This is a genomic window from Pseudomonas shirazensis (assembly GCF_014268785.2).
Lineage (GTDB): Bacteria > Pseudomonadota > Gammaproteobacteria > Pseudomonadales > Pseudomonadaceae > Aquipseudomonas > Aquipseudomonas shirazensis.
Map to the genome: position 1 here is coordinate 1,229,097 of NZ_JABWRD020000001.1, position 21,242 is coordinate 1,250,338.

Annotated in this window: 19 protein-coding genes; 15 read left to right on the forward strand and 4 right to left on the reverse strand. The window is 62.3% G+C overall.

What is annotated here, in order from left to right; translation table 11 throughout:
* Positions 1-47: 47 nt before the first annotated feature.
* Entirely contained in the window at positions 48-1,073 is a 1,026-nt protein-coding gene (locus tag HU736_RS05275) for an Ldh family oxidoreductase (RefSeq protein ID WP_186697920.1), read from the reverse strand.
* Positions 1,074-1,216: 143 nt separating this feature from the next.
* On the opposite strand from HU736_RS05275, the gene HU736_RS05280 reads away from it, so the two are divergent.
* The 11 genes from HU736_RS05280 to HU736_RS05330 all read left to right on the forward strand — a co-directional run bounded on the left by HU736_RS05280 (position 1,217) and on the right by HU736_RS05330 (position 13,598).
* Positions 1,217-2,089: a MurR/RpiR family transcriptional regulator gene (locus HU736_RS05280; RefSeq protein WP_101319732.1), complete on the forward strand. Its 873-nt coding sequence runs from the start codon at positions 1,217-1,219 to the stop codon at positions 2,087-2,089.
* A 25-nt stretch (positions 2,090-2,114) separates the two neighbouring features.
* Positions 2,115-2,867, forward strand: coding sequence for a transporter substrate-binding domain-containing protein (locus HU736_RS05285; RefSeq protein WP_186697918.1), 753 nt, complete (start codon positions 2,115-2,117; stop codon positions 2,865-2,867).
* An 80-nt stretch (positions 2,868-2,947) separates the two neighbouring features.
* On the forward strand, positions 2,948-3,667 hold the full coding sequence (locus HU736_RS05290; RefSeq protein ID WP_101319736.1) for an ABC transporter permease: 720 nt from the start codon (positions 2,948-2,950) through the stop codon (positions 3,665-3,667).
* Positions 3,664-4,374: an ABC transporter permease gene (locus tag HU736_RS05295; RefSeq protein WP_103437495.1), complete on the forward strand. Its 711-nt coding sequence runs from the start codon at positions 3,664-3,666 to the stop codon at positions 4,372-4,374. Before HU736_RS05290 ends, HU736_RS05295 begins: the two co-directional genes overlap by 4 nt.
* Positions 4,375-4,390: 16 nt before the next feature.
* Positions 4,391-5,635: an NAD(P)/FAD-dependent oxidoreductase gene (locus HU736_RS05300; RefSeq protein WP_103437496.1), complete on the forward strand. Its 1,245-nt coding sequence runs from the start codon at positions 4,391-4,393 to the stop codon at positions 5,633-5,635.
* 20 nt (positions 5,636-5,655) lie between these two features.
* Positions 5,656-6,438, forward strand: coding sequence for an amino acid ABC transporter ATP-binding protein (locus HU736_RS05305; protein WP_103437497.1), 783 nt, complete (start codon positions 5,656-5,658; stop codon positions 6,436-6,438).
* A gap of 310 nt (positions 6,439-6,748) precedes the next feature.
* Entirely contained in the window at positions 6,749-7,561 is an 813-nt protein-coding gene (locus HU736_RS05310) for a gamma-glutamyl-gamma-aminobutyrate hydrolase family protein (protein WP_186697916.1), read from the forward strand.
* Between the two features lie 360 nt (positions 7,562-7,921).
* Positions 7,922-8,833, forward strand: a complete 912-nt coding sequence (kdgD, locus tag HU736_RS05315; protein ID WP_103437499.1) for a 5-dehydro-4-deoxyglucarate dehydratase — start codon at positions 7,922-7,924, stop codon at positions 8,831-8,833.
* Between the two features lie 99 nt (positions 8,834-8,932).
* Entirely contained in the window at positions 8,933-10,300 is a 1,368-nt protein-coding gene (locus tag HU736_RS05320) for an MFS transporter (RefSeq protein ID WP_103437500.1), read from the forward strand.
* 78 nt (positions 10,301-10,378) lie between these two features.
* Positions 10,379-11,932, forward strand: a complete 1,554-nt coding sequence (garD, locus tag HU736_RS05325; RefSeq protein WP_150569135.1) for a galactarate dehydratase — start codon at positions 10,379-10,381, stop codon at positions 11,930-11,932.
* Positions 11,933-12,017: 85 nt separating this feature from the next.
* A complete protein-coding gene (locus HU736_RS05330) occupies positions 12,018-13,598 on the forward strand; it encodes an aldehyde dehydrogenase (NADP(+)) (protein WP_103437502.1) in 1,581 nt (526 codons plus the stop codon).
* A gap of 32 nt (positions 13,599-13,630) precedes the next feature.
* Here the strand turns inward: HU736_RS05330 and HU736_RS05335 are convergent, their stop codons facing one another.
* Positions 13,631-14,380 carry a FadR/GntR family transcriptional regulator gene (locus HU736_RS05335; protein WP_103437503.1) on the reverse strand — a complete coding sequence of 250 codons (750 nt, stop codon included), beginning with the start codon at positions 14,378-14,380 and terminating at the stop codon, positions 13,631-13,633.
* Positions 14,381-14,585: 205 nt separating this feature from the next.
* On the opposite strand from HU736_RS05335, the gene HU736_RS05340 reads away from it, so the two are divergent.
* Complete coding sequence (locus tag HU736_RS05340; RefSeq protein WP_186697914.1) at positions 14,586-14,915, forward strand: hypothetical protein; 330 nt, start codon at positions 14,586-14,588, stop codon at positions 14,913-14,915.
* A 42-nt stretch (positions 14,916-14,957) separates the two neighbouring features.
* Here the strand turns inward: HU736_RS05340 and HU736_RS05345 are convergent, their stop codons facing one another.
* Positions 14,958-15,884 (reverse strand): LysR family transcriptional regulator, encoded by a 927-nt coding sequence (locus HU736_RS05345; RefSeq protein WP_186697912.1) that lies wholly within the window; start codon positions 15,882-15,884, stop codon positions 14,958-14,960.
* Between the two features lie 20 nt (positions 15,885-15,904).
* Positions 15,905-16,879, reverse strand: a complete 975-nt coding sequence (locus HU736_RS05350) for a quinone oxidoreductase family protein (RefSeq protein WP_186697910.1) — start codon at positions 16,877-16,879, stop codon at positions 15,905-15,907.
* Between the two features lie 207 nt (positions 16,880-17,086).
* Between HU736_RS05350 and HU736_RS05355 the strand changes: the two genes are divergently transcribed.
* The 3 genes from HU736_RS05355 to HU736_RS05365 all read left to right on the forward strand — a co-directional run bounded on the left by HU736_RS05355 (position 17,087) and on the right by HU736_RS05365 (position 21,235).
* Entirely contained in the window at positions 17,087-17,968 is an 882-nt protein-coding gene (locus HU736_RS05355) for a DMT family transporter (RefSeq protein ID WP_186697908.1), read from the forward strand.
* 199 nt (positions 17,969-18,167) lie between these two features.
* The gene (locus HU736_RS05360; protein WP_186697906.1) at positions 18,168-20,351 is read left to right on the forward strand and encodes a type VI secretion system Vgr family protein; all 2,184 of its coding nucleotides are present in this window, start codon (positions 18,168-18,170) and stop codon (positions 20,349-20,351) included.
* A complete protein-coding gene (locus tag HU736_RS05365) occupies positions 20,348-21,235 on the forward strand; it encodes a DUF4123 domain-containing protein (protein WP_186697904.1) in 888 nt (295 codons plus the stop codon). Before HU736_RS05360 ends, HU736_RS05365 begins: the two co-directional genes overlap by 4 nt.
* Positions 21,236-21,242 lie beyond the last annotated feature (7 nt).

A 21,242-nucleotide genomic window follows, 5' to 3' on the forward strand; every position in this document is an offset into this window, starting at 1 on the left:
GTGCAAGGTTGCACGGCCCAGGTATTTCAACCCATGCAAGATGACGATCAGCCGAGCAATTGGCGCAGGCCCTGCAGCTCGGTTTCGCTCAGTGCGACACCTTCACGCTCGGCCGTGGCACGCTCACGATAGCGCCGCTCGCCGGGCATGCGTGACAGGCCGGCCGCCTGCATCTGCTCCAGCAAATGACGGCTGCGCTGCGCAAAACGCTCGCCTTCGGCCTTGCTCGGGTCGATGACGATCAGCAGTTGCCCGGTCCAGGGCGTCTTCGCCCCGGGATGCGCCGACCAGTCGAACTCCCAGGAGAAGTTACCGCCGGTCAGCGCCGCCGCGAGCAACTCGACCATCATCGACAGCGCCGAGCCTTTGTGGTCGCCAAACGGCAACAGCGCGCCGCCGTCGAGAATCGCTTGCGGATCGCTGGTCGGCTGGCCTTTGGCGTCTACTCCCATGCCCAGCGGCAATTGCCGCCCCTCGCGGGCCGCGATCTGGATATCACCATGAGCCATGGCGCTGGTGGCCATGTCGAACACGATCGGGTCATGCTCGGCGCAGGGCGCGGCAAAGGCAATCGGGTTGGTGCCGAACAGCGGCTGGCGAGCACCGTGCGGGACTACACAGGTCATGCTGTTGACCACGCTCAAGGCCACCAGGCCTTCATCGGCGAACGGTTCGACGTCCGGCCACAGCGCCGCGAAGTGATGCGAGTTATGGATCGCCAATACCGCGATCCCAGCACTGCGCACCTTGGCCAGCAGCAACGGCCGTGCCGCCGCCAGCGCGGGCTGAGCAAAACCGCCGCCGGCATCGACCCGAACATAGCCAGAGGCTACGTCGGTCACCGCAGGCACCGCCTTGCCGTCAACCCAGCCACTGGCCAGCGTCGACACGTAGCCCGGAATACGAAACACCCCATGGCTATGAGCGCCGTCGCGTTGGGCACTGGCACAATTGAATGCCAGCGCTGCCGCAACCGGTTCGCTGCAACCGTGCTGTTCAAGGATCGCCTGCAATAACGTCTGCAGTTCGGCAAAGGGCATGCGCACGCTACCGCTGGTGGAGGATGCAGACATCTGGAGCTCCTTGTTGAAATTGTTTGGCTCGGAGTGTGCCACGGGTGAAAACTGTCAGCCACATGACAGCTATCTGTCAATTGTTGACTTGATGACAGAAAACATTCATTTTCTATTCCACGCCCTACCGACCGGAGTCCGACATGAGCCAATCGATCAAGCAACGCCTGGAGAACAGCCTGCACGGCGCAGCTGCCTCAGGCCGCACGATCGCCAGCTACATGCTCGGCAACCTGCATGAAGTGCCGTTCCAGACCTCCGCCAGCATCGCTGAAAAGCTCGGAGTGAGCGAATCCAGCGTAGGCCGCTTCTGCCGCTCGCTCGGCTACGCCCACCTCAAGGCGCTCAAGCAGGACCTGCAGAACGACCTCGGCGACGGGCCGTGGCTGGTCGGTGACCGCTTGCAGGAATACCGCCAGCAGCATGACGACAGCCAGAGCGCCGGCAGCCTGGAGCTGGAAATCGCCGCACTGGTGCGCGTCCATGAATACAGCCGTAGCGAGGCCTGGCACCGGGTTGCTCAGCGCCTGGCGCAGCGGCCACGAGTGTTTGTCGCAGGGTTTCAGACCGAACGCGGCGTCGCCCAGTGCATGACCCATTTGCTGCACTACCTGCGCGATGGCGTACAGGCTGTGGATGGCAGCGCCGGGCACTTTGGCGACGTGCTGCTGACCCGCCCCGAACACTGCGCGCTGGTGGTGTTCGAGGCCCGCCGCTATTCGCGCCATGCCCTGCTGCTGTGCCAGAAGGCACGCCAGGCAGGTATCCCGGTCACGCTGGTGACCGACACCTTCTGTGACTGGGCCGATGCCAACGCCGATGAGGTGTTCCGCATCCCCACCGAATTCAATCTGTTCTGGGAATCCACCTCGGCGATGCTGTCGTGGGTGCACCTGATGGTCAACGAGGTCTGCAAGAAGCTCGGGCCGGATGTTGAAAAACGCTTGGAAGCGACTGCCGCTCTACATAACGAGTTCGTCGGCTACACCTCGTGGCCCGCGGACAAACAACAATAGCAAGAGTGCAACCCAGAGGTGCGAGATGAACAAGACCATGGCTATGGTGGGTGCGTGTGCCCTGCTGCTGGCGAGTGCGGCCAGCGCCGAGACCCTGCGTTTCGCCACAGAGGGCGCTTATCCGCCCTTCAACTATGTCGATGCCGATAACAAGCTGCATGGCTTTGACATCGACATCACCCACGCCCTGTGCGAGCAGATGAAAGTCGAGTGCACGCTGGTGGCGCAAGACTGGGAAGGCATCATCCCGGCACTCATGGCGAAAAAGTACGATGCCGTAGTCGCCTCGATGATCGACACCGAAGAACGGCGCAAGAAGATCGCCTTCACCGACCACTACTACCGCACACCACTGTCCGTGGCGGTCGCCAAGGACAGCCCGATCACCGATACCCAGACCGACTTCAAGGGCTACACGGTCGGCGCCCAGTCGTCCTCGACCCAGGCTATCTATGCCGAGGACGTTTATGGCCCGGCCGGCGCCAACGTCAAGCTCTATCCGACCATGGATGAGGCCAATGCCGACCTGGCTGCCGGCCGCCTGGACGGAGTTATCGCCGACAAGTTTCCGCTGCTCGACTGGCAGCAGAAAAACGGCAAGGACTGCTGCAAGGTGCTCGGTGACGTCAACCAGACCAAGGCCAATGCGGCGATTGCCGTACGCAAGGACGATCAGCAACTGCGCGAGCGGCTGAACAAGGCGCTGAGCGAGATTGTCGCCAACGGCACCTATCAGAAGATCGCCAGCAAGTACTTCGCCTTCGACATCTATAACTGATCGGTCAGCGCAAGGCAGGCATTGCGCCGTGGGCGCCCTGCCTTGCGCGCCGCCAAGTTCACCTGGCTGGGGAAGCACCCATGCTCGATCAATTGTCTTTGTTGTCTTTTGCCAGCGGTGGCTGGGGCCCGGCGTTGCTGGCCGGCGCGCTGGTCACGGTGTCACTGGCGCTGGCCTGCCTGCCGATCGGCTTGCCGCTGGGACTGCTAGTGGCAATGGCCGCGCGCTCACGCAAGCGCCTGCCGCGGGCCTGGGCCACCACCTTTTCTACGGTGTTTCGCGGCCTGCCTGAACTGCTCACGCTGCTGATCATCTATTACGGCTGCCAGATCGCGGCACAAAAGCTGCTGGCGGCGATGGGCTATGAAGGTGAGGTACTGATCAATACCTTCCTGGCGGCCATGATCGCCTTCAGCCTGGTGTTTGCTGCGTTTTCCAGCGAAATCTGGCTGGCGGCGTTCAAGACCCTGCCCAAGGGCCAGCTCGAAGCCTGCTCGGCCCTGGGGCTGAGCAAACGCACCGGTTTTTTCAAGGTGGTACTGCCGCAACTGACCCGGATCGCCCTGCCCGGCCTGTCCAACAACTGGCTGTCGCTGCTAAAGGACACGTCGTTGGTCTCGACTATCTCGCTGGTCGACCTGATGCGCCAGACCAACCTCGCCGTCAGCGTGACCAAGGAGCCGATGTTCTTCTATGGCGTCGCCTGCCTGGGCTATTTGCTGTTCTCGGCGTTGTCCGGGCGCGTGTTTGCCTTCATCGAACGACGCTATAGCCGCCACCTGCAAGGAGCACGGGCATGAGCTTCGAACAATTAATGGCGCTGGTGGTCGACCCCGACCTGCTGCAGCGCTACGGGCCGCGCTTCATCGATGGTCTGCTGGTGACTGCCAAGCTGGTGGCGATTTCGTTCACCCTCGGCGCCGTGCTTGGCCTGCTGCTGGCGCTGGCGCGGATCTCCAACAAGACCGTGCTCAATCGCATGGCGGCTGGCTATATCTACTTCTTCCGCGGTTCACCACTGCTCGCGCAGCTATTTCTGCTGTATTACGGCCTTGGCTCGTTCAAGAGCTTTTGGCAGGACGTCGGGCTGTGGTGGTTCTTCCGTGAGGCCTGGTACTGCGCGCTACTGGCATTCACCCTGAATACGGCCGCCTATCAGGCCGAGATCTTCCGCGGCAGCCTGCTGGCAATCGCCCCAGGCCAGTTCGAGGCCGCCCGCGCGCTTAACCTCAAGCGCTCGACCACGTTCTTCAAGGTCGTCATGCCGCAATCGCTGCTGGTCGCCATCGGCCCGCTGGGCAATGAGCTGATCCTGATGATCAAGGCCAGTGCGATTGCCTCGCTGGTCACCATCTACGACCTGATGGGCGTGACCAAGCTGGCCTTCTCGCGCAGCTTCGACTTCCAGATCTACCTGTGGGCCGCCGTGCTCTACCTGCTGATCGTGGAAATCGTCCGGCGCACCCTGAAATACCTGGAAGGCCGCCTCGGCCGCCACCTGAACTGACCCAAGGATACGCTCCATGCATTGCCAAACCATTGTTCTGGGCGCCGGGATCGTCGGTGTCAGCACCGCGCTGCAGTTGCAAGCGCGCGGCCGCCAGGTCGTTCTGATCGACCGTGACCAGCCAGGCAGCGGCACCAGCCATGGCAACGCCGGCCTGATCGAACGCTCCAGCGTCATCCCCTATGCCTTCCCGCGCAACGTCGGCGCACTGCTGCGCTATGGCCTGAACCGCCAGCCGGATGTGCGCTACAGCCTGTTGCACCTGCCCAAGGCGGCGCCCTGGCTGCTGCGTTACTGGCGCCAGTCAGCACCCGGCCGGCTGGCCGGCGCCGCCGCCGATATGCTGCCGCTGGTGCAGCGCAGCGTCGAGGAACACGACGCGCTGATTGCCGCTGCCGGGCTGAGCGAACTGGTTCAGGCCAAAGGCTGGATCGAAGTGTTTCGCGACCCGAGGCTGTTCGCTCAGGCCAAGGAGGACGTAAAAAACCTGGCGCGCTATGGCCTGCAGTACGAAATCCTCGAACGTGACCAACTGCAGGCCCGCGAGCAGCAACTGGACGGCGGCGTGGTAGGCGGCATTCACTGGCTCGACCCGAAGACCGTGCGCAACCCTGGCGGCCTCACCCGCGGCTATGCCGCGCTGTTCGTCCAGCGCGGCGGGCAGTTCCTCCATGGTGATGCGCGCAGCCTGCGCCAGCTTGACGGTCAGTGGCAGGTGCAGAGCCAGCGTGGCGCGGTCACGGCCGACGAGGTCGTGGTCTGCCTGGGGCCACAATCGGCCGAGCTGTTCGGCCCGCTGGGCTATCGGTTTCCGCTGGGCATCAAGCGCGGCTATCACATGCACTATGGCACCCGCGGCGACGCGCAACTGCAGCATTCGATCTGCGACACCCAGGGTGGTTATGTGCTGGCGCCGATGGCGCAGGGCATCCGCCTGACTACCGGCATCGAGTTTGCGGCCAGCGACGCCCCGGCCAACGAGATCCAGTTGCAGCGCTGTGAAGCCCTTGCTCGTCGGCTGTTCCCCGCGCTCGGCGAACGCTTGGACGAGCAGCCGTGGCTGGGCCTGCGTCCCTGCCTGCCGGACATGCGCCCGATAATTGGCCCCGCACCGCGGCACAAGGGCCTGTGGTTCAACTTTGGCCACGCCCATCACGGCCTGACCCTGGGTCCGGTGACCGGCCGCCTGCTCGCCGAGATGATGACCGGCGAGCAGCCGTTCACCGACCCTGCGCCTTACCGCGCAGCACGCTTTGACTAAACCAGCGGGAGAACAACAACATGACCGCACCTTTGAACCTTGCCAACCTTGCCCCTGAAGCCGAAAGCCGCCCAGTGCTGATCGACATAGAAGGTTTGAACAAACATTACGGCGCCTTCCACGTGCTGCGCGATATCAATCTGCAGGTCCGCGAGGGCGAGCGTATCGTCCTCTGCGGACCCTCCGGTTCGGGCAAATCGACCTTGATCCGCTGCATCAACCGCTTGGAGATCGCCGAGCAAGGCAGCGTTCATGTCGACGGCATCGACCTGGCCAAGCCTTCGCGTCAGGCCGCTCAGGTGCGCAGCGAAATCGGCATGGTGTTCCAGCACTTCAATCTGTTTCCGCACATGAGCGTGCTCGACAACTGCCTGCTGGCCCCAACCAGCGTGCGCGGGCTGTCGCGCAAGGACGCCGAAGAGCGGGCGCGGATGTACCTGAGCAAGGTCGGCATCGCCAGTCAGGCCGACAAATACCCCAGCCAGCTCTCCGGCGGCCAGCAGCAGCGCGTGGCGATTGCCCGTGCCCTGTGCATGAAGCCGCGGATCATGCTGTTCGATGAGCCAACCTCGGCGCTCGATCCGGAGATGGTCGCCGAGGTCCTGGATGTGCTGGTGAAGCTCGCCGGCACCGGCATGACCATGCTCTGCGTCACCCATGAAATGGGCTTTGCCCGTCAGGTGGCAGAGCGTGTGCTGTTTCTTGAGGGTGGCCAGATCATCGAAGACAGCCCGCCACAGACGTTTTTTGGCCAACCCAAAACTGCCAGGGCCCAGGCATTTCTCAAGCAGATTCTGCACTGATAAGGCGCAGCGCAAGGGCTGGATCATTGCAGCGCTGCAATGATCCAACTGCGTCGTTAATTATATTTACCAAAACCCCTGGCAAACCCTTGCCAGCCAAGGCTCCACTTCCCTCAAGCGCCCTGAAACCGGCGCCAAAGCGCTCACGCCTCGTTTGACATATCGAACGGCTCTGGCAAGCTAGAGACAAGCCCCGACCGGCATCGTCTCCTTCTGCGAGCCGGCAGTGCTCGGGGCTCCAGGCCGCATACAAGGCCCAGGCTGTGCGCCTGCACAATATCGACAGGAAGTACCTGTCCCAAGGTGACATATGTCCAACAGCAACATTGGCAACAAGCAAACTTCCCTGCGCAAACCCGTCGTCCTGATGACCATGGGTAGCCAAGAGCGCAAAGGCCATGATTATCAGGTCATGACCCACAAATACATTACCCCGCTGGTCGACTTCGCCGACTGCCTGCCTGTGCTGGTTCCGACCTGCTGCGGCACCGATGACCTCGAGCGTTATCTGGATATGGCCGACGGCGTCTATCTGACCGGTGCCGGCAGCAACATCGACCCGGCCCTGTACGGCCAGGAGAACGAGACGCCAGGCAAAGGCCAGGACAAGAACCGCGATCTGTTCGACATCCCGCTGGTCAAACTGGCTCTGGCCCGTGGCCTGCCGATCTTCGGCATCTGCCGCGGCATGCAGGAAATCAACGTCGCACTGGGCGGCGATATCTACCAGAAGGTGTACGCCGAGCCGGGCTTCAACGATCACCGGGAAAACCCCGAGGATCCGGTTGAAGTGCAATACCAGGCCGTGCACAGCGTCACCATCAAGCCGGACAGCTGGCTGCGGGATGCCTTGGGCACTGACCAGATCCGGGTCAACTCGTTGCATGGCCAAGGCCTGCGCAACCTGGGTGAGGGCCTTGAGCCGATCGCCCAGGCTGAAGACGGTTTGGTCGAAGCCATCCATGGCCCGAGCATCTCGCCCTTCCTGTTCGCTGTGCAGTGGCACCCCGAGTGGCAAGCGGCGAAAAACCCTGACTCGATCAAGATTTTCGAGGCGTTTGGCGATGCTTGCCGCGCTCAGGTCCGCAAGTCCCAGGCCAGCAAGCGTAACCAGGCTGCCTGACTCCCTGCTTCGTTAGTTTGATCGCGGGGCGGCGCAAGGCCGCCCCCCCCCGCTTCCCCGGTCATCCTCTGCTGGTCCCAGAACACCTACCGTGGCAGCGCGGGGTGGGCTTGTGCCTGTCCCCGCGATCCTTTTTCTGCCATCCGTGCAGAGATATGATGACTAACGGCTGATTTATTATTCCCCTCTATCCCGCGCCCTGACCTCACACCTATCCCCCTGCAAGTACCTGCCGCATTTGTGCGGAAAGCGACTACGAGAAAAAACTGCGCCGAGGGACTAGTCATTTCTTAGGTTGTACGATAACTTACCTCTCACATTGATTCACCACCCCAAAAGCGCCACAGGAAACCAATAACAATGAATCCACTAGAGCTGCAGTCCATCCTCTCCCACGGTCTGCTGTCGTTCCCGGTAACCGACTTCAATGCCCAGGGCGACTTCAATCAGGCGGGCTACATCAAGCGTCTGGAATGGCTTGCCCCGTATGGCGCGTCTGCGCTGTTCGCCGCCGGCGGCACCGGTGAGTTCTTCTCCCTGGCCGCCAGCGAGTACAGCCAGGTGATCAAGACTGCAGTCGATACGTGCGAGCATTCGGTACCAATTCTGGCCGGTGTCGGCGGTTCTACCCGCCAGGCCATCGAGTACGCCCAGGAAGCCGAACGTCTGGGCGCCAAAGGTCTGTTGCTGCTGCCGCACTACCTGACCGAAGCCAGCCAGGACGGCGTAGCCGACCACGTCGAAGCCGTGTGCAAGTCGGTCAAGATCGGTGTAGTGGTTTACAACCGTAACGTTTGCCGCCTGACCGCGCCGCTGCTCGAGCGCTTGGCCGAGCGTTGCCCAAACCTGATCGGTTACAAGGATGGCCTGGGCGATATCGAGCTGATGGTGTCGATCCGCCGCCGCCTGGGCGATCGCTTCAGCTACCTCGGCGGCCTGCCGACCGCTGAAGTGTATGCAGCTGCCTACAAGGCGCTGGGTGTGCCGGTGTACTCTTCGGCGGTGTTCAACTTCGTACCGAAGACCGCGATGGACTTCTACCACGCGATCGCTCGCGAAGATCACGCCACCGTCGGCAAGCTGATCGATGACTTCTTCCTGCCGTACCTGGACATCCGTAACCGCAAAGCCGGCTATGCCGTCAGCATCGTCAAGGCCGGCGCCAAGATCGCCGGTTACGACGCAGGCCCAGTGCGTTCGCCACTGACCGACCTGACCGGCGAAGAGTATGAAATGCTCGCCGCCCTGATGGACAAGATGGGCCCGCAATAAGCGACCCGGCGGCCTGCCAATGCCGCAACCGGAGCGAGGCCACGCCCGCTCCGGTTTTATCGATCCCCGCACAAAAATAACTAGTGGGAGTACACCTTCATGCAAGCGACGAAAAAAACGCATGTACGTTATCTGATCTTGTTCATGCTCTTCGTCGTGACCACGATCAACTATGCAGATCGAGCGACCATTTCGATCGCCGGCTCCAGTCTGCAGAAAGATTTAGGGATAGACGCGGTCACCCTCGGTTATATCTTCTCGGCCTTCGGCTGGGCCTACGTGCTCGGGCAAATTCCCGGCGGCTGGCTGCTCGACCGCTTCGGTTCAAAGAAGGTCTACGCCTTCAGTATCTTCACCTGGTCGCTGTTCACCGTGCTGCAGGGCTTTGTCGGTTACCTACCGGTGGCCAACGCGATCATCGCCCTGTTCATGTTGCGCTTCATGGTCGGTTTTGCAGAGGCGCCGTCGTTCCCGGGTAACGCCCGCATTGTGGCGGCCTGGTTCCCGACTGCTGAACGCGGTACCGCATCGGCCATTTTCAACTCGGCGCAGTACTTCGCCACTGTCCTGTTCGCACCGCTGATGGGCTGGATCGTCCACGCCTGGGGCTGGGAACACGTATTCGTGGTCATGGGCGTACTGGGTATCGCCTTCTCGGCGGCCTGGATGAAGCTGATCTACAACCCTAAAGAACACCCGATGATCAGTGCCGAAGAACTCGACCATATCGAGCGCAACGGCGGCTTGGTCGACATGGATAAACCCAAGGCAGCCGGCGCCAGCGGGCCGAAGTGGGCCTACATCAAGCAGCTGCTGAGCAGTCGCATGATGGTCGGTATCTATCTTGGCCAGTACTGCATCAACGGCATCACCTACTTCTTCCTGACCTGGTTCCCGGTGTATCTGGTGCAGGAACGCGGCATGTCGATCCTCAAGGCGGGCATCATCGCCTCGTTGCCAGCGATCTGCGGCTTCGTCGGCGGTGTATTGGGTGGCGTATTGTCTGATGGTCTGCTGCGTCGTGGTCATTCACTGACCTTCGCCCGCAAGGCACCGATCGTGGTCGGCCTGTTGCTCTCTACCAGCATGGTCATCTGCAACTACGTCGACGCCGAATGGATGGTGGTGGCGATCATGGCCCTGGCGTTCTTCGGCAAAGGCCTTGGTGCGCTGGGCTGGGCGGTGGTATCGGACACCTCGCCCAAACAGATCGCGGGGCTGTCCGGCGGCATGTTCAACACCTTCGGCAACATCGCCTCGATCACCACGCCGATCATCATCGGTTACATCATCAGTGCTACTGGCTCGTTCAAGTGGGCACTGGTGTATGTCGGTGCCAACGCCCTGATCGCGGTGCTGAGCTACCTGGTGATCGTCGGCCCGATCAAACGTATCGAGCTGCGTGACGTGCCCAACGATGAACCGGCTCAGCCGGCCAGCAGCGAACTGGCCAGCTCGCGCCACTGAGTGATTGCGCCTGCACCTGCTGAAGCGGGTGCAGGCGTCTCGAACAAAGCCTGAGATAACTACAAGAAGGGCCTGAACATGCAGCTGATCGAAACTTCCGACTCGCCCCGCTACGTGCGTCTGCACGAGGATGACAACGTAGTGGTGGTGGTCAACGACGGTGGCCTGGGCGAAGGCGCCCGCTTTGCCGACGGCCTGACCCTGGTTGAAGCAGTACCACAAAGCCACAAGGTCGCCACTCTGGATATCGCCCAGGGCGAACCGGTGCGGCGCTACGGGCAGATCATCGGCTATGCCCTGGAACCGCTGCGCAAAGGCAGCTGGGTGCAGGAAAGCCAGCTGGCGATGCCCGCCGCCCCCGAACTCGACAGCCTGCCGCGCTGTGACGCTGTCCCTGCCCCTCTGCCGCCGCTGGAGGGTTTTACCTTTGAAGGGTTCCGCAACGCCGATGGCACCGTCGGTACGCGTAATATTCTTGGCATCACCACCACCGTGCAGTGCGTGACCGGCGTGCTCGACCATGCGGTCAAGCGCATCCGCAGCGAGTTGCTGCCCAAATACCCCAATGTCGATGATGTGGTGGCACTGACCCACAGCTATGGCTGCGGCGTGGCAATCAATGCCCGTGATGCCTACATCCCGATCCGCACCGTGCGCAACCTGGCGCGTAACCCGAACCTGGGCGGCGAAGCCCTGGTTATCAGCCTCGGCTGCGAGAAACTGCAGGCCGGCCAGGTCATGCATGAAAACGACCCCTCGGTAGACCTCAGCGACCCGTGGCTGTACCGCCTGCAGGACGCCAGCCTCGGTTTTGTCGAAATGATCGAACAGATCATGGCGCTGGCCGAAGCGCGCCTGATCAAGCTCGACCAGCGCCGCCGCGAGACCGTGCCGGCCGCAGAGCTGATCCTGGGCATGCAATGCGGCGGCAGCGATGCCTTCTCCGGTATCACCGCCAACCCCGCGCTGGGTTTTGCCGCCGACCTGCTGGTGCGCGCCGGTGCCACCGTGCTGTTCTCGGAAGTAACCGAAGTCCGCGATGCCATCTACATGCTTACTTCCCGCGCGCAAACACCGGCCGTAGCTGATGCACTGGTGCGCGAAATGGACTGGTACGACCGTTACCTGGAGCAAGGCGCGGCCGACCGCAGCGCCAATACCACCCCGGGCAACAAGAAAGGTGGCCTGTCGAATATCGTCGAGAAGTCGCTGGGCTCGATCGTCAAGTCCGGCAGCGGCGCCATTCAAGGGGTGGTTGGCCCGGGTGAACGGGTCGAGCGCAAGGGCCTGATCTTCTGCGCAACCCCTGCCAGCGATTTTGTCTGCGGCACCCTGCAACTGGCGGCGGGGATGAACCTGCACGTGTTTACCACCGGCCGCGGTACGCCGTACGGGCTGGCCATGGCGCCGGTGGTCAAGGTGTGTACCCGCACCGAGCTGGCCCAGCGCTGGCCAGACCTGATCGACATCGACGCCGGGCGCATCGCCACCGGCCGCTCGAGCATCGAAGAGTTGGGCTGGGAGCTGTTCCATTACTACCTGGACGTGGCCAGCGGCCGCAAGCAGACGTGGGCCGAACAGCACCGCCTGCACAACGACATCACCCTGTTCAACCCGGCACCGATCACCTGATCGCTTTGCCCTCTGCCGCCGCGCTTGCAGCGTGGGCCGCAGAGGGATCTGTCCTATCCATTGTGTACTTCAACAGGAGCAAGACATGCCTGAGATTCTCGGCCACAACTTCATCAACGGTCAGCGCAGCGCAGCTGGCAGCCAACGCCTGCAAAGCCTGGACGCCACTACTGGCGAAGCGCTGCCGTACAACTTCGTGCAGGCCACCGAAACCGAAGTGGACCAGGCCGCCCGCGCTGCCGCCGCAGCATTCGTCGAATTCCGCCAGCTGGCACCCGCCCGTCGCGCCGAATTCCTCGATGCCATCGCCGCCGAGCTGGACGAACTGGACGACGCCTTTGTCGCCATCGTCTGCCGCGAGACCGCCCTGCCCGCTGCCCGCATCCAGGGTGAGCGCGGCCGCACCAGCGGCCAGATGCGCCTGTTTGCACAGGTGCTGCGCCGTGGCGACTACCTCGGTGCGCGCATCGATCTGGCCCTGCCTGATCGTCAACCCTTGCCACGGGTCGATCTGCGCCAGATGCGTATTGGTGTCGGCCCGGTCGCGGTGTTTGGCGCAAGCAACTTCCCACTGGCCTTCTCCACCGCTGGCGGCGACACCGCAGCAGCATTGGCCGCAGGCTGCCCGGTGGTGTTCAAGGCGCATAGCGGCCACATGGCCACGGCCGACCTGGTCGGTTGCGCGATCACCCGCGCCGCCGAGCGCACTGGCATGCCCAAAGGCGTGTTCAACATGGTATTCGGGGGCGGCGTCGGTGAGTGGCTGGTCAAGCATCCGGCGATCCAGGCGGTTGGCTTCACCGGCTCGCTCAAAGGCGGCGACGCACTGTGCCGCATGGCCGCAGAACGTGCGCAGCCAATCCCGGTATTTGCCGAGATGTCGAGCATCAACCCGGTGATCGTCCTGCCGGGCGCGCTGGCCAAGCGTGGCGAAGCCATCGCCCGCGAGCTGGCAGGCTCGGTGTGCATGGGCGCGGGGCAGTTCTGCACCAACCCAGGCATGGTCATTGGCCTGCGTTCCGCTGAGTTCAGCACCTTGCTGGCCAATGTTGGCCAGGCGCTGGACGCTCAGGCCGGGCAGACCATGCTCAACGCCGGCGGCTTGCGCAGCTATGTCAGCGGCCTCGAGCATCTGCAGGCACATGCCGGTATCGAACACCTGGCGGGCCAGGCGCAGGAAGGCTCACAGGCGCGTGCTCAGCTGTTCAAAGCGGACGCCAGCCTGCTGGTCAATGCCGATCCACTGCTGCAGGAAGAAGTGTTTGGCCCGGCCACCGTGGCGGTCGAGGTGCAGGACAACGAGCAACTGCGCGCAGCCCTGCAAGGCCTGCGTGGCCAGTTGACCGCAACCCTGATCGGCGAGGCAGAAGACTTCGAGGCGTATGCCTGGTTGGTCCCGCTGCTCGAAGAGAAAGTTGGCCGGATCCTGGTCAACGGCTACCCGACTGGCGTTGAGGTCTGCGATGCGATGGTCCACGGCGGGCCATATCCGGCAACTTCGGATGCGCGCGGGACCTCGGTGGGGACATTGGCGATCGATCGCTTCCTGCGGCCGGTGTGCTACCAGAACTACCCGCAGGCGTTGCTGCCTGAGGCGCTCAAGGATGGCAATCCGCTGGGATTGCGTCGGTTGGTGAATGGGCAGTGGAGTGACGGCTCGCTTTAAGCTTTTTGGGGCCGCTGCGCGGCCCCAGAAATCTACACCCCTTGCGCCTCTGCAGCCTCATGCGCCTGGCGCAGCCGCTCACGGCTATTGGACAGATGCATGCGCATCGCCATCTTCGCCCCTTCGCTATCGCCCCGCACAATCGCCTCGTAGATCGCTTCGTGCTCGTGGCGCAGACGGCTCATGTAATGCGCCTGGTCATCCTGGGCAATACGCGCCGAATTGAGCCGCGTGCGCGGGATGATACTGGTGCCGAGGTGATTGATGATGTCGGCAAAATAGTGATTGCCGCTGGCCTGGGCGATCCGCAGGTGGAACTGGAAGTCTGCCGATACCGCATCGGACGCATGCGCAGCGCCTTCGTTGATCTCATCCAGGGCCGCACGCATCCCGCTCAGCTGCTCGTCGGTACGGCGCTGCGCCGCCAGCCCGGCAGACTCGATCTCCAAGGCGATGCGAAGCTCCAGCACCGCGAGCACTTCACGCAAGGTGACCACGGTGGCGGGATCGATGCGCAAGCCACTGCCAGGTGAGGCCTCGAGCACGAACGTGCCGATACCGTGACGAGTCTCGACCTGCCCGGCAGCCTGCAGCCGTGAGATAGCCTCACGCACTACGGTGCGACTGACGCCTTCCTCAGCCATGATCTGCGACTCGGTCGGCAGCTTGTCGCCGCGCTTGAGCTGACCACTGCGGATGCGTTCGGTCAGCACCGTGACCAATTCCTGGGCCAGACTGCGCGGCTTGCGCCGGGTCCTTGCCTGTACCTGCTGCTCTGTCATGCCCTGTAGTTCACCTTGAGAGACAGGCACCATGATAGCGCAAGCAGTTGTACGATCACATACGCAGACTGCGGGTTTTTATTGATACTTTGGCACTGCCTGTTTTACTCCTCGGCGCCCGTGCTGGATGGCGGCAAATTGCTGGCCCCCAAACCTCGAAAGCGAAGGCAAACTTCGTTTTCCTTCAGAAGCTTAGGACAGCATCATGCGGGTATTTCTAGCAACCATGGCCGGCTGCCTGCTGGCGACCTTCGCTATCACAGCCCAGGCCAAAGCCTTGAGCCAGAACGATCGCAACGTGTGTAGCTGGGGGTCGCAGATTGCCGCCGAGGCGCAGCAAGCCAAGCTTTCCGGGATCAACGTGTACGCCACACGCAAGCGCCTGCAGGCGCGCAAGTTCCCCAAACCGTGGATGCGCATGACCGCCTTCGGGATCACGGAACAGACCTACAACAGCCGCTCTCGACTCAAGCCTGCGGCCATCAAGAAAACCTATTTTGACCAATGCGTGCAACACGCAATTGCCAAGCGATAACGATGTAAATCAGTAGCTTATAAGAACTTCATGATAAATATTCTAGGCCTTGATTCGCCACGGCGATCCTGAATGGAATGAGCGCTGCAGCCAGTCCTTGAGTGCGCCGACGGCTGCAGTGTGCAATCGCGCCGAGGGCCGTACCAGGTAGATTCCGGCCGTGACATCCAGTTGCCAGTCTGGCAGCACGCGCACCAGCCTACCGGCGGCCAGGTCTTCGATCATCAACCAGTCGCCGCCAGCGATAATACCGACACCCCGGCGGGCAGCCTCCAGCAAGGCTTCATTGTCATTGCTGCGCAGTGAACCTGCGACCTTGACTCTTACATGCTGCGCGCCGGCCGTTAGGTTCCATTCAGGAAACGAGCGCAAGCCACTGAAACCCAGGCAGTTATGCTCGGCCAGGTCAGCAGGAACTTGAAGCGTGGGATGTTTGGCCAGGTACTCCGGCGATGCGCACAGAATGCGCAGATGATCGCAGAGCTTTTTTGCCACCAAACGGCTGTCTGCCAGCTCACCGATACGGATTGCCGCGTCAAAACCTTCAGCCACCAGATCGACAAAACGGTCTGAGTACTCGACCTCCATCGTTACCTGCGGATGCGCCAGGACGAAGTCCGCCAGCAGCCCACTCAGCCAGCGCCTGCCCATCGCCGCCGGCAGCGCCAGGCGTAGACGACCACGAACGGTCGCAGCGCCCTCGGCCGCTTCCTGCTCGGCTTCATCGATCAAGCGGCTCGCCTGGCGCAGCCGCTGCACCAGTCGCTCGCCCTCATCGGTGAAACGCAACTGGCGGGTAGTGCGTTCGACCAGACGAATTCCCAGGCGCTGCTCGAGCGCACTCAATCGCCGCGACAGCACCGACGGGTGGCGGTCGAGCTGGCGCCCGGCAGCGGCGAATGAACCTTGCTCGTGCAAGGCCAGCAAGCTTGCCAGTTCATCCGCGCGGCGGCTGTCGAAGGCGTCCATGGGCAGGCTCTCAAACAAAGTCAAGGGATCAGTATCAGCGCCCCCTCGGAACGGCCCTGCTCCAGGTCCGTATGAGCCTGGGCAACATCAGCCAGCGGGTAGCGGCGCCAGATACGCGGCAGGATGATACCTTGGCTGACAGCCTCCAGCACGTCTGCCGCGCGCTGCTGATATTCCTCGGCAGTCTGGGTATGGGCGGCCAGCGATGGCCGTGTCAGGTACAGCGAGCCCTTGGCATTGAGCGTGCTCACCTCGATGGGCGCTGGGGCACCCGAGGTCGCCCCGAACGACACCAGCAGCCCGCGCGTTCGCAGGCTGTCCAGTGAGGCCTGCAGCGAAACTTTACCGATGCTGTCATACACTACGTCCACGCCCTGCCCCGCAGTCAGTTCCTTGACTTGGGCGGCCAAGGTCGCCGCATCAAATACCAGCACGTGCGCGCAGCCTGCCTCCTTTGCGCGACCGACACTTTCAGGCCGGGAAACAACACCAATCACCGTCGCCCCCAAGTGCCTGGCCCACGCCACCAGCAACTGGCCCACCGCGCCACCAGCACCGTAGACCAGCAGCTGAGTGCCGGGACCCACTGAATAGGTAGTCTTGATCAAGTACTGTGCGGTTATGCCCTTGAACAACACTGCGGCGGCCTGTTCATCACTGACCGAGGCCGGCAACTTGACCAGACGCTCGGCCGGGTACAAGCGGCCACTGGCGTAGCTGCCAATCGGGCCGGTGGCATAGGCAACCCGATCGCCAACCTGCAATGAGGCGACGCCCTCGCCCACAGCCGTTACCCGCCCTGCACCCTCCAGCCCCAAGCCACTTGGCAGCACCAGCGGCGCAGCACCTTTGCGTTGCAGCAGGTCGAGCGGGTTGACGCCGATGGCGGTCTGTTCAAGCCAGACCTGACCCGGCCCCGGCTGCTGCGGTTGCACAGGCTCCAGTTGCATTACATCTGTGGTGCCGGTGTCGGTCAGAACGATTCGTGCGGACATGGCCAATTTCCCTGGTTGGTGGAATGCCGTTGCAGCTTAGATAGCCATATGCCGTCGAGCAATCAGGCCTGGCACAGATGATTCGTGCACACACCGAAGCAATACATCTCGAAAGTACCGTTGCGGTCCAGCCCAAGCCCGGCAAGACTACGTCCACGACCACCCGACGCAGGCTTGCTCGCCAAGCCGTTCAGGCCCCTGTTGCTTATGCACGACAAGACCACGTTCAGCGTGCCGGTAACCCACCGATCGCTGCTGCTTCCCATTCTTCTGAGTTTGCTGGCGTTTGCCGCCAACTCGGTATTCTGCCGTCTGGCCCTGCGCGAAGGCGCCATTGATGCCACCGCCTTCACGGCGATCCGGCTCGGCAGTGGCGCGGCAGTGCTCGCCGCATTGGTGTACTGCACTCGGCGGCCTCGCAATACGGCAGGCAGCTGGGCCGGAGGACTGGCCCTGTTCGCCTATGCCTGGCTGTTCTCGCTCGCCTACCTGCAACTGGGTGCAGGCACCGGCGCGCTGATTCTGTTCGGGGCAGTACAGATCAGCATGTTCGCTTTCGGCATGTGGCGAGGCGAACCGCTGCAGCGCAAGGTGCTGCTAGGGATGTTGATTGCCTTCGCTGGACTGCTTGCATTGCTGTTACCCGGCACCGACGCACCGCCGCTTGCCAGCGCGTTGGTCATGCTTACCGCAGGCATTGCCTGGGGCGCGTATTCACTGCTGGGCAAAGGGTCAGCCGACCCGCTGGCGGCCACTGCAGGCAACTTCCTGCGCAGCCTGCCGCTGGTGCTTGTCGCTGTTGTGGCAATGGCGCTGAGCGGCGCATCGCTGCGCTGGAGCGGCGAAGGCGTGCTGTATGCGCTCGGGTCAGGCGTGCTGGCCTCCGGTGCCGGTTACAGCCTCTGGTATAGCGTGGTCAAGTGCATCAGCTCGCAGCAGGCGGCGACCCTGCAGTTGTGTGTGCCGGTGCTGGCAGCGCTTGGTGGGGGGTTGTTGCTCGGCGAGCCACTGACCTGGCGCTTGGGCCTGACTTCGCTGGTGGTGCTCGGTGGGGTTGCGTTGGCGTTGCTGCCGACGCGGCGGGGCTAAGCAGCCAGCCGGGTAGCCTTTCACCCTCGATAGCGAATTTTCCTACATCCTTATCAGAAGCCGGATAGGTCCGTCAAAAGCCCTACACCGGTATGGTTGGCAGGCAATCAAAGCCGTGAAAACAGCGGCCCGCCCCCAGCCCCGTCGGCAACTCATCGGCCCTATCGGCGACGCTTGCAGACGCTGAAAAGGACGTCCCATGCCCAGCCAATCCGACCTGAGCTTCTGCTTCGAGCCTCTGGCCAGCCGCACGCCGTTCGAAGTGGTGTCATTCACTCTCGAAGAAACCCTCAGCACGCCTTTCAAGCTCACGCTGGAGCTGATCTGCTACCGAGTTGATGTCGATTTCGCCGAGCTGATTGACAAACCAGCGCTGTTCACCATTTGCCGCGACCAGCAGCCAGTGCGCTACGTGCATGGTTTGATCAGCAGCCTCAGCCAGGGCGAAAGTGGTTTCTATCGCACCCGCTATCAAGCCGTCATCGAACCACAACTGGCACGCGCACGCCTGCGCTCCAACTGGCGAATCTTCCAGCAGCAGCCCGCAGCGCAGATCCTCGCGGTCATGTTCAAGCGCCAAGGCCTGACCCAGATCGAATTCAGCACAACGTGCGAGCACCAGGTCCGCGAGTTTTGCGTGCAAGCCGGCGAAACCGACCTCGACTTCATTGCACGTCTGGCTGCAGAAGAAGGCTACATCTACAGCTTTGACCACAGCGCTACTGCCCACACCCTGCGCGTTACCGACCGGGTGATGAGCCTCGGGCAGATCAACAGAAGCGTCATCAAGCCCGCAGACGATCTACGCAGTAATGCCGATCATGACACTGCCGATCCGCTTAGCGTGCTGTATCACTCCAACAGTGGCGGCGATCCCGCCGGCCCTTGCCTGCGCAGGCTTCGCTATTGCGAGCAGGTGGCAACCACTCACCAGCAGCAGCGCGACTATACCTTCCTGCGGCCAGCCTACCGCCAACAACACGGGGTGGTTGCCAGCCAGTGGAAGCTGCCCTGTAACAAGTACGAACGCTTCGACTATCCCGGCCGCTATAACCTTGATGTGGTTGGCAAGCCGTTCACCCAGACGCGGCTGACCGCACGCCGCCACGCGGTGCGCCTGGCTGAAGTCGAAGGCGACGATGTTCGTCTGCAACCTGGGCTGAGTTTCAATCTGATCGATCATCCCCGTGAGGACCTCAACGCCCACTGGCGGGTGATCAGCGTGCGTCACGTCGGCAGCCAGTTCACCAGTCTGCAGGAAGAGGCGGCGGATGCCGATCAGGGCACACACTATGTCCAGCATGCTGAGCTGGTACCGGGCCGCATCGACTGGAAGCCCGCGTTGTTGGCCAGGCCGCGAATTGACGGGCCGCACATGGCGACGGTGGTCGGGCCGCCCGAGGAAGAGATTTATTGCGACCAGTGGGGGCGGGTCAAGGTCAGCTTTCCCTGGGACCGAGAAAGCAAGGACAACCAGTTCAGCTCGTGCTGGATCCGCGTCGCCCAGGGCTGGGCAGGCGGCAGTTGGGGGTCGATGGCCATACCGCGAATCGGCCAGGAAGTGATCGTTCAATACGTCAATTCCGATCCCGATCAGCCATTGATTACCGGCCGCACCTACTGCGCCAACCAGCTGCCGCCCTATGAACTGCCGCAGCACAAGACCCGTATGACCATCAAAAGCCAGACCCACAAAGGGCAAGGCTTCAATGAGCTGCGCTTCGAGGATGAGCTGGACCGGCAAGAGGTGTTCATTCACGCCCAGAAAGACCAGAACAACGTGGTCCGGCACAACGAAACCACCAAAGTCGGCAATGATCGCGCTGAGCAAGTCGAGCGTGATGAGACCCTCAACGTCGGCCATGACCGCACAGAGTCGATCGGCAATGATGAAAAGGTTTCGATTGGTCAGGATCGTCAGCATCAAACTGGTCGGGATGACGTCCTCGAAATCGGCCGCCACCACTGCATCACTATCGCTCAGGACCGCATCGAGCAGGTCGGCAACCACCGCCGCGACACCACAACTGCCAACCACACCGTCGATATCGGCGGGCACCTCGAACAAAAGGTCGCTGGCCACGTCGACCTGAAAGCCGGCCAAGCGATTCGCTACCAGACCCAGGACTTCGAGATCGAGGTCGCTGGCAGCTTCTCGATCAAATCGCCGGGCGGCACGTTACGCCTGGATGCTTCCGGGATAACCCTCGACGGTGTCGCGATAAATTTCAAAGGGCCTATCGGTCAAGCACCTGAGGGGAGTTCCTACGCCTTCAGCATCAGCGGCAAGCCTGAACCGGGTGAGCCTGTCTGCCTGAGTTGCCTGCTCAAAGCGATTCAAGAGGGGCGCAGTGTTGTCCGCCTCGAAGGGGTCAACGCATGAACACAACAGCCACAAATCTTGGAAACGAGATCGTCGAAGTACTGCGCAACCCGAGTTACCGCCTGACTGGCATCGTCGAGATAAGCCGCTTGAGCGAGCGAGATCGCAGCGAACTGCTGCGCCGTATCAAGGAATACGCGTTGCCATTACTTCAGCAGCCCGAATTCGCCAACCTGCAGGCGCTTGGGCCGCGCTTGATCACTCCAGCGCCCCACTACGGCCTGGACGGTCAGTGGAGCAACTACTGGGATGTCGAGCACTATGGCAAAGAGGGCATCTGCGCGTGGGTCGTCAGTGCGATGCCGCCGCCAGAATTGCTCGTGCACCTGAGCCAGGCCAATCGCACGGTTGCGCCTGATGGCAATAGCTACCTGCTGCGTTGGCACATCGCACGCAGTCTCCAGGTTCTGCATGCACGGCGCGACTTGCCGGCGGTACGCGAGTGGCTCGCGCCTGTCCATAAAATATGGCTACCGGTACCTGACCCAGGTCGCGAGCGCTGGGTATGCCTCGAGGGAGAGGATCGCGCGCCGACCAGCCAAGGCGACGCCTTCGAGCTGGACTCGGCGTGCTGGCAGGCGCTGACCGGCGACCCGCTGGAATACACCTTGGCCGACGCCATCGGCACCGCGATGGCAGCTGCGGGCATGACCGGCCAATGCCACACCATTCGCCTAGGCATTGCTCGCGCGCATTTGAGTGCAGCGCGCAAAGCTGGCCTGAGCCGCCAGCAGGACCTGATCAGCTACGTGACCATGATGACCCTCAACGGCGATGCGCTGGCTGAGTCGGCCGCATGGAAGCAAGCCGTTGCCGAAGCAAGCGAGCTCAAACGTTCGCTGGCTGACGCCCTGCAAGCCCCCCTCTCCTGCCAGCCTCGATAAGGACGCC